5 protein-coding genes, 1 tRNA gene and 3 pseudogenes are annotated in these 7,943 nt (G+C 71.2%); 4 read left to right on the forward strand and 5 right to left on the reverse strand.

The window, feature by feature from the left end; genetic code table 11:
- Window positions 1-105, forward strand: a pseudogene (locus ACIBB8_RS27070) (lytic polysaccharide monooxygenase); the annotation flags it as partial.
- 280 nt (window positions 106-385) lie between these two features.
- On the opposite strand, the gene ACIBB8_RS27075 reads toward ACIBB8_RS27070, so the two are convergent.
- The 4 genes and pseudogenes from ACIBB8_RS27075 to ACIBB8_RS27090 form a co-directional block, all read right to left on the reverse strand.
- Window positions 386-459: transfer RNA gene (locus ACIBB8_RS27075), tRNA-Lys, on the reverse strand.
- Window positions 460-521: 62 nt separating this feature from the next.
- Window positions 522-821, reverse strand: a pseudogene (locus ACIBB8_RS27080) (IclR family transcriptional regulator C-terminal domain-containing protein); the annotation flags it as partial.
- Between the two features lie 16 nt (window positions 822-837).
- Window positions 838-915 (reverse strand): annotated as a pseudogene (locus ACIBB8_RS27085) (L-cystine ABC transporter ATP-binding protein YecC); the annotation flags it as partial.
- 66 nt (window positions 916-981) lie between these two features.
- Window positions 982-1,971 (reverse strand): D-2-hydroxyacid dehydrogenase, encoded by a 990-nt coding sequence (locus ACIBB8_RS27090; RefSeq protein ID WP_398956386.1) that lies wholly within the window; start codon window positions 1,969-1,971, stop codon window positions 982-984.
- Window positions 1,972-2,139: 168 nt separating this feature from the next.
- Here ACIBB8_RS27090 and ACIBB8_RS27095 point away from each other — a divergent pair, with 168 nt between their 5' ends.
- Window positions 2,140-2,883 (forward strand): decarboxylase, encoded by a 744-nt coding sequence (locus tag ACIBB8_RS27095; RefSeq protein ID WP_398956388.1) that lies wholly within the window; start codon window positions 2,140-2,142, stop codon window positions 2,881-2,883.
- Between the two features lie 160 nt (window positions 2,884-3,043).
- The gene (locus ACIBB8_RS27100; RefSeq protein ID WP_398956390.1) at window positions 3,044-4,162 is read left to right on the forward strand and encodes an LLM class flavin-dependent oxidoreductase; all 1,119 of its coding nucleotides are present in this window, start codon (window positions 3,044-3,046) and stop codon (window positions 4,160-4,162) included.
- A gap of 425 nt (window positions 4,163-4,587) precedes the next feature.
- On the opposite strand, the gene ACIBB8_RS27105 is transcribed toward ACIBB8_RS27100, so the two are convergent.
- Window positions 4,588-5,598: a LacI family DNA-binding transcriptional regulator gene (locus ACIBB8_RS27105; protein WP_398956392.1), complete on the reverse strand. Its 1,011-nt coding sequence runs from the start codon at window positions 5,596-5,598 to the stop codon at window positions 4,588-4,590.
- 102 nt (window positions 5,599-5,700) lie between these two features.
- Here ACIBB8_RS27105 and ACIBB8_RS27110 point away from each other — a divergent pair, with 102 nt between their 5' ends.
- Window positions 5,701-7,578, forward strand: coding sequence for an amidohydrolase (locus ACIBB8_RS27110; RefSeq protein ID WP_398956394.1), 1,878 nt, complete (start codon window positions 5,701-5,703; stop codon window positions 7,576-7,578).
- Window positions 7,579-7,943 lie beyond the last annotated feature (365 nt).

The following is a 7,943-nucleotide window of genomic DNA, read 5'->3' on the forward strand; positions in this document are numbered from 1 at the left end:
CAGAAGACCGGGAAGCACATCATCCTCGGCGTCTGGACCGTCGCGGACACCGGGAACGCGTCCTACGCGTGCTCCGATGTTCAGTTGTTCAGTTCCGACGTGTAGTCGGTTACCGTGCGGCGCCACGCGGAGCGCAGGCGTCGTCGAGGCGGGAGCGGGGAGCCGGCCTTCTCGGTGATGGCGAGGCTGAGGAGCGGGCAGAGTGCCTCGGACCCGTTGAGGTGGACCAGGCCGAGAGGCCGGCCGGGCTCGAGGCGCAACCCGCCGCCAACACGCTTTGCGGTTGTCCGGTACACCTGCGTGACACGCGTGTACGGAGCGGCGGACGGCGAAAAGCGCCCAGGGCGGTCCACGTGTGTACGTGAACCGCCCTGGGCGTTGTCTGTGCGCCGCCAGGGACTCGAACCCCGGACCCGCTGATTAAGAGTCAGCTGCTCTAACCAACTGAGCTAGCGGCGCCTGCTGACTCGAAAATAATACCTGGTCCTCGGGGGTGCTGATGACACGTGCCGACCGAGGCGCTAGAGAGCCAGTGACAGCAGGACCGGAGCCGCCCGCCGGTTCAGCGTGTCCGCCGCCGAGCGCAGCCGGTGCGCGTCTTCGATCGGCAGCGACAGTGCCAGGCAGCCGGCCGAGGAGCCCGCCGTGAGCGGCACGGCCGCGCAGACGGTGCCCATCGCGTACTCCTGGAGGTCGAGCACCGGGACCGTCGCCGGCTGGCTGTCCAGCTTGGAGAAGAGGGCCTTCTCGCTGGTGATGGTCCGCGAGGTGAGCCGGGCGATCTTGTGGCGCGCGAGATGGTCGCGGCGGCCGTTCTGGTCGCCCTCGGCCGGCCGGTCGCAGGATCGTGGTCCCGCCCTGGCCGCTCGGCCCGATCGGCGTGACGTGCTCGCCGCGCCGCGCCGAGAGGTCCAGCTCGTCGAGGACGACATGGGCGCCGTACCGCTTGACCGCGTGTCCGGAAGGTGGCTTCCTCGTTTCTCAACTCGGAGGCGTGTCAACGCCGTTCGGGGCATCGGAAACATCCGGGGAGGGAACGTATCCGCGCCGCATGTCGACCACGTTCGGCAACGGCTCCCCGGCCGCCCACCGTTCGTACATCTCCACGAACTGCTCGCCCAGCCGGTCCCGCCAGCCCACGGTGTCGCCGCTCATGTGCGGCGAGACGACCAGCCCCGGTACGTCCCACAGTCCACTGCCCGGAGCGAGCGGCTCGTGCTGGAAGACGTCGAGCGCCGCGCCCGCGATCCATCGTCGGCGCAGCGCGTCGGCGAGATCGTCCTCGACGACCATCGGGCCTCGCCCCACATTGATGAAGCGGGCCGAAGGTTGCATCAGCCCGAAGAACCGCGCGTCGAACATCCCGCGCGTCCGTTCCGTCAGGGGCGCCGCGCAGATCACCCAGTCGGCGAGCGCCGTCAGCCGGTCCAGATCCTCGGCGCCATGGATGGTGCGCCGCGCCGTACGCCCCACGAGCGCCGCCTGGACGCCCAGTGCGTTGAGCAGCCGGGTGATCTCCCGGCCGATCGGCCCGGCCCCGACGACGACCGCGCGGCCGCCCGCGAGCTGCTGCGACTCGCGGTGGTGCCAGCGCCGCCGGCGCTGCAGCTCCAGCGTGGCGGGGACGTCCTTGGCGAACGCGAGCACCAGGCCCAGCACGTATTCGGCGATCGGCCGCTCGAAGATGCCCCGCGCGTTGGTGAGCACGGTGTCGGACCCGGCCAGCTCCGGGCAGAGCAGCCGGTCCACTCCCGCGCTGGCCGTGTGCACCCACCGGGGCCGCGGTCCGTTGCCGGGCCAGGCGGCGCGTACCGCGTCGGAGGTGAAGTCCCACACCAGCAGGGCGTCGGCGTGCGGCAGCTCCCCGGCGAGGCCGGCCTCGTCCACGTAGCGGATCCGGACCCGGCCGGTCAGCCGGCCGAGGCGCGGCGACGGCGCGGCGTCGAGTACGAGGAGGGTGGGCTCTGACATCAGGGAGTGGTCGCCTCGTCAACGTCTGCGATGTGCGGATTGACCACGCTCGCACCCGGGCCCGCGCCCGTCAACGCGAAGGTCGGCAGGGGTGCGGGCGCCGGGGGAATACTGGGCAGTGGGGAGGGCAGCGGCAGTGCAGCGGTCCAGCAGTGCAGGAGGGTGAATATGACGACCGTCGGTTTCCTCTACCCGGGCCATTTCGCGGACGACGACTTCCCGCGCATGGAGGTCATCCTCGACACCACCATCAGGCTCGTCGTCAACCGCACGGAGCCGGGCGAGGACAACCGCCGCACCGAGACCCTGCGGGAGCGAGGCGCACCCGAACGCCTCGCCGCCGGGGTCGAGGAGCTGCGGCGCGCCGGTGCCGAGTCGGTGGTCTGGGCCAGCACCGGCGGGAGTCTCGTGTACGGGTGGGAGGGCGCCCGTCAGCAGAGCACCGCTCTGGCCAGGGCGGCGGGGCTGCCCGCATCGAGTGCGTCGCTCGCCTTCGTCCACGCGGTACGGGCGCTGGGCGCCGCACGTGTCGCGGTCGCCGCTCCGTACACCGAGGAGATCGCCGGGCTCTTCGGCGACTTCCTGGCCGCCGCGGGCATCGAGGTGGTCGCCGTGCGCGGCGGTGGCGTCACCTCCGCGGCCGCGGCCGCGGGGTGGGGGCTGGACCGGCTGAAGGAGCTCGCGGTTGCCGCGGACCGGCCGGACGCGGAGGCGGTACTGCTGCCGGACAACGCCGTGCACACCGCCGCGCACGTCCGTGACCTGGAGGAACTCCTCTCCAAGCCGGTCCTCACCGCGAACCAGGTGGCGGTGCACGAGGCGCTGCGGCTGGCCCGGCGCCGCACCTGGGCGCCCCAGCTCGGCACGCTGTTCGCCACCCGGGAGGCGCCGCCCGCACCGGTCGGGAGGTAACGCCCTCCCCCTCGGTAGGGAGTGGGCTCCCGACGCCCGGCGACTCCGCTTGCTGATCCACTCCCTACCGCGGGGACGCCGTGACCGGCCGGGAATAAGCGGAGACAACCTCCTGTTAGTTTTCCCCGGACGCTACGAGCATCACCGGAGAGGCCTTCACGTGGACGAGAACCGAGGCGACGAGAGCCGAGGCGACGAGAGCCGAGGCGACGGGAGTCGGGGCGACGGCATTCGGGGCAGGGCCGAGGGAACGGCCTCCGTGCCGCTGTCGGTGCTCGACCTGGTGACCGTCGGCCAGGGCCGCACCGCGACCCAGGCGCTGCGCACCAGCGTGGACATCGCCCAGCTCGCCGAGCGCCGCGGCTACCACCGCCTCTGGGTCGCCGAACACCACTCCATGCCCGGCGTCGCCTCGTCGTCCCCGGCCGTGATCCTGGCCCACCTCGCCGCCCGCACCGAGCGGATCCGGCTCGGCTCCGGCGGGGTCATGCTGCCCAACCACGCCCCGCTGGTCATCGCCGAACAGTTCGGCACGCTGGAGGCCATGGCCCCCGGCCGCATCGACCTCGGCCTCGGGCGCGCCCCCGGCACGGACGGTGCGACCGCCGCCGCGCTGCGCCGCACGGACCGGCTGGGCGAGGGCGCCGACGACTTCCCGCAGCAGCTCGCCGAGCTGACCCGCTTCCTGGACGACGACTTCCCGGACGGCCACCCCTACGCCCGGATCCATGCGGTTCCGGGCCCGGTGCAGGGTCCCGCGGGCCGCCCGCCGATCTGGCTGCTCGGCTCCTCGGGCTTCAGCGCCCGGCTGGCCGGGGTCCTGGGTCTGCCGTTCGCCTTCGCCCACCACTTCTCGGCGCAGAACACGATTCCGGCGCTCGACCTGTACCGGGACTCGTTCAAACCGTCCGCGGTGCTGGACGCCCCGTACGCCCTGATCGGCGTCTCGGCGCTGGCGGCCGACGAGGAGCGCGAGGCCCGTCGCCAGGTCCTGACCGGTGCCCTGTCGATGCTCCGCCTGCGCACCGGCCGCCCCGGTCTGATCCCGACGCCGGAGGAGGCGGAGGCCTACGACTTCAGTCCGGTGGAGCGGGAGTTCGTCGACAGCTGGCTCGGCAATGTCATCCACGGGACGGCGGACGAGGTGCGCAGCGGTCTGGACGACCTGGCCAAGCGGACCGGGGCGGACGAGCTGATGATCACGGCGAATGCGCATGGCGGGGAGGCGCGGCTGCGCAGCTACGACCTGATCGCGGACGCGTACGGGTTGCCTGGCTGAGGTCCGTGCTGACCGTTCTGCCCTTGAGCGCCGGGCGGGCCTGAACACAGGCCCGCCCGCGAGCCCCACGGACCACTGACGCGCCGACGCGATCCTGGTGTCCTGCCATGGCGCGTATGGGACGTCCGACGGTCGAGGTGGTTCTTACCGGCGAGGAGCGCGATACGCTGCTGCGCTGGTCGCGGAGGGGACCTCGGCCCAGGCATTGGCCCGTGGGCCAGCGCATGGCAGTATTCACCGCCAACGCGGGCTCCCCCTCTGTAGCGGCGCTACGGCTCCTTGCGGACCTCGGCGTTGCATCCCGGGAGCAGACCCCTGTCTCCGCCGCGGGCGCCAACAACTCTTCTCTCTGATCGCTGGATCACCGAGGCGCCAACAGGCCATCACGCAGCGCAACCATCATGTTGCCGAGAAGACTTCACTCGTCACATCAGGCTGGGAGAGGTGTGGCGGGGGTGTGAGGAGCGGCGGGGGTGGAGGACCGCCGGGACCGTCAGGGCGCCTTGGGGTGGTGGCGGGGCGGTGGGAGACAGTCGCGAGACCAGGGCCGTCACCGCGGTCTCGGCGATCGTCGAGGGATTCAGGGTCACGGTGCTCACCGGCGGATCGGTCTCGGCATAGGCCGGATCCTCGCTGACGCAGACGAGACGGAGGTCGTCGGGGATCCGCAGACCGTGGCGGGCCGCTGCGGCCAGGACCTGGCGGCCACCGGGGTCATAGACCGTGTAGACCGCGTCGCAGGTGCGGGCGGTGAAGACCGCGTCGAAGCTGTGGCCCGAGGTGTCGTACGGGTCGAAGGTGAAGAACAGGGGCGTGCGGCCGTGCTCGTGGCACCACTGCTCGTACGCGCGGGTGACGGCCTGGGTGTAGTGCTCGTCACCGTACCCGGCCTGCAAGGCGATCCGCTGGGCGCCCGAGGCGGCCAGGTGAGTGAGGACCTCGCGGGTGGTGGCGGTGTGGTCGTTGTCGACCCAGACGTCCCCGGGCCGCGGATCGACGGGCCGGCCGTCAAAGACGAGCGGGATGCCGCGGGCGCGCAGCGCACGCAGTACCGGGTCGTCCGTGGGGCTGTCGAGGAGCAGCATGCCGTCCACAGTGAGGGTGTGCCAGGGGGCCTCGGCTCCGCTGGTGGCAGGGAGGATCATCAGGGCGTAGCCGTGGGAGTGCGCGGTGGCGGTGGCGGCGGTGAGCAGCCGGGCGAAGTAAGGGACTTCGAGGAAGTTCCAGGCCGATCCGCCGTAGGTGGTGACGGCCACGCCCAGAGTGTTCGCGGTCCGCGGACTCCGCTGGGGGCCGTAGCCGAGCGTGGTGGCCACTTCGCGGACCCGGCGGCGTGTGGAGTCGGTGAGCCGGCCAGTGCCGTTGAGGGCATGCGAGACGGTGGCGGTGGAGACTTCCGCGGCGCGAGCGATATCGGCGAGGGTGGGCCCGGACATGACGTCATCCTACGGATTCCGTCGTTGCGGACGGGTTCTGGTTACGGCGTTAATCAAAGAGGGTCCGGCCACAGCCAACACAGCACAGCCTTTGGAGTGGTCATGACTTCTTCGCTCGCCCGGCGGACCGTGCTCGCCGCGGGGACAGCCGGACTGCTGGGTGCGGCGGCCGGCCCCGCGGCCGCCGCACATCGCAGTGCCGCAGCCCTGGTCGTCCATAACGCACGGGTGTTCACGGGGCTCCCCGGCGGACGCCCCGCCGAGGCCGTGGCGGTCGGACGCGACGGCCGGATTCTCGCCGTCGGCCGCAGCCGCGACCTGCGCCGCCTCATCGGACGGAACACCGAGATCGTCGACGCGCGCGGGGCGACCGTGATGAGCGGCATCCACGACGGTCATGTACACCCGCTCGGCGCGGGCGACCGCGCGCTCCACCCCTCTCTGGAGGGCGCCGAGACGACGGCCGAAGAACTCCAGGCGATCCTCACCGGTTTCCTCAAGGACACGGCCGACCAGGAGCCCGACGGCTGGCTGGTGGTCTCGGACTGGAACCCGATCGGGCTGCTTCCGCAGGGCAGCCTCCCTCATCACTCCCTGCTCGACGCCCTTCCTACCCGCCGCCCGATCGCCCTTCTCGGGGCCGACGGCCACAACGTCTGGGTCAACGCCCGAGCTCTGGAGATCGCCGGCATCACCGCGGCGACCCCCGATCCGGTGGGCGGGAAGATAGTGAAGGGGCCGGACGGGAAGCCGAGCGGGGTGTTCAAGGATGACGCCCAGCCCCTGGTGACGCGCCACATCCCAGAGCCGAGTCACGCAGATCTGGTCGCCGCCTGCGCCCGGGTCCTCGCCCAGGCGGCGGCCTCCGGGGTGACCACGATGATGGACGCGATGGTCGGCCGCCACGAGTTGACGACCTATCAGGATCTGGCGAACGCGGGAACGTTGCCGCAGCGCATCGTCCCCGCGATCAGGATCGACGCCGACCTGGCGAAAGACCCGACCGCGGCGCTTGCGTATGTGCGCGAGCTGCAGCACGCTTTCCGCCACGTACCTGGGCTGCGGTTCGGGACGGCCAAGGTGTTCCTGGACGGGGTGATCGAGTACCCGGCGCAAACGGCGGCGCTCCTGGCGCCCTATCTGGACGGCTCCGGCCACCCGACGGACAACCGGGGTGAACTCTATGTCTCCGGACGGGATTACGGACGGCTGACCGCGGCCTTCAACCGAGCCGGCTGGCAGATGCACGCGCACGGGCTCGGTGACCGAGCGGTGCGTACGGCGCTCGACGGGTACGCGTACGCCCGGCGCACGACCGGGCTGCGCGATGCCCGGAACACCATCGCGCACCTCCAGTTGGTGGACCCGGCTGATCTGGGGCGGTTCGCCGCACTGGACGTGGTGGCCTGCATGCAACTTCAGTGGGCGGAACAGGACACGTGGACGATGGATGCCCTCCTGCCGTATATCGGGCCGAAGCGGCACAGGTGGATGTACCCCGCCCGTTCCTTGGAGAAGCACGGCGCCCGGCTCTCGGGCGGCTCGGACTGGCCGGTGGACCCGCTCCAGGTGTGGAACCAGATCCGTACGGCGATCGACCGCACGGGCGCGGAGGGCGACGGGCCGCTCTACCGGGAGTTGGAGGGGCTGAGCCGTACATCGGCGCTGCGGATGCACACCCACGGAACGGCATGGCAGCTCCGCATGGATCGGCTTACGGGAACGGTCCGGCCAGGCCTGGCAGCCGACCTGATCGTACTTGACCGCGATGTGACAAAATGCCCGATAGCAGACATCAGTGACACCAGTGTTGAGCTAACCCTGGTGGGCGGCCGGGTCGTTCACGACGCGCACTCATCGGCGGGCCGGGCCGCGATCGCGCGACTCGACCGGGCCGCCGCTGCGCCCCGTCCGTCGGGGTACGCGGCAGTGCATGGCGGACGTCACCGGGTCTGCGGCCACGACAGCGGTCGACCGTAGCGGTTCGACCCCCGTCCGGCAGCGGACGGACACCCTGCCGGTCCCGGGTGGGGCAGGCCGCCGGCACCGCGCGGCCTGCCGCTGTCCGGTACCGGCAATTGGTCGGGGGTTACGGCGCCAGGACGCGCGCGCCGGACTTCGACGGGCACCGAAACAACCCACGCCTGGCGTTCCCGTATGACAAAGACGATCCGCCGGGTCGTCGACTATCTCGCCGAGTTACGGCCTGGTGCACGATAGAGAGTGGATCAGGCCGTTAGAGGCGCGACTGCTAGCCGGAGACTTCGCACATGGGGGTTTAGGTCTGTAGCCAGCGGGGTCGGGTTTCATCGATGCCGAGGAGTTCGAGCAGGTGTGCTTCGACT

Source organism: Streptomyces sp. NPDC051286 (assembly GCF_044455345.1).
GTDB lineage: Bacteria > Actinomycetota > Actinomycetes > Streptomycetales > Streptomycetaceae > Streptomyces.

What these genes read in the sequence shown, in the direction of transcription:
- ACIBB8_RS27110 (WP_398956394.1), top strand. Translation starts at nt 5,701, where the DNA reads ATGACTTCTTCGCTCGCCCGGCGGACCGTGCTCGCCGCGGGGACAGCC.
- ACIBB8_RS27090 (WP_398956386.1), bottom strand. Translation starts at nt 1,971, where the DNA reads ATGTCAGAGCCCACCCTCCTCGTACTCGACGCCGCGCCGTCGCCGCGC.
- ACIBB8_RS27105 (WP_398956392.1), bottom strand. Translation starts at nt 5,598, where the DNA reads ATGTCCGGGCCCACCCTCGCCGATATCGCTCGCGCCGCGGAAGTCTCC.
- ACIBB8_RS27095 (WP_398956388.1), top strand. Translation starts at nt 2,140, where the DNA reads ATGACGACCGTCGGTTTCCTCTACCCGGGCCATTTCGCGGACGACGAC.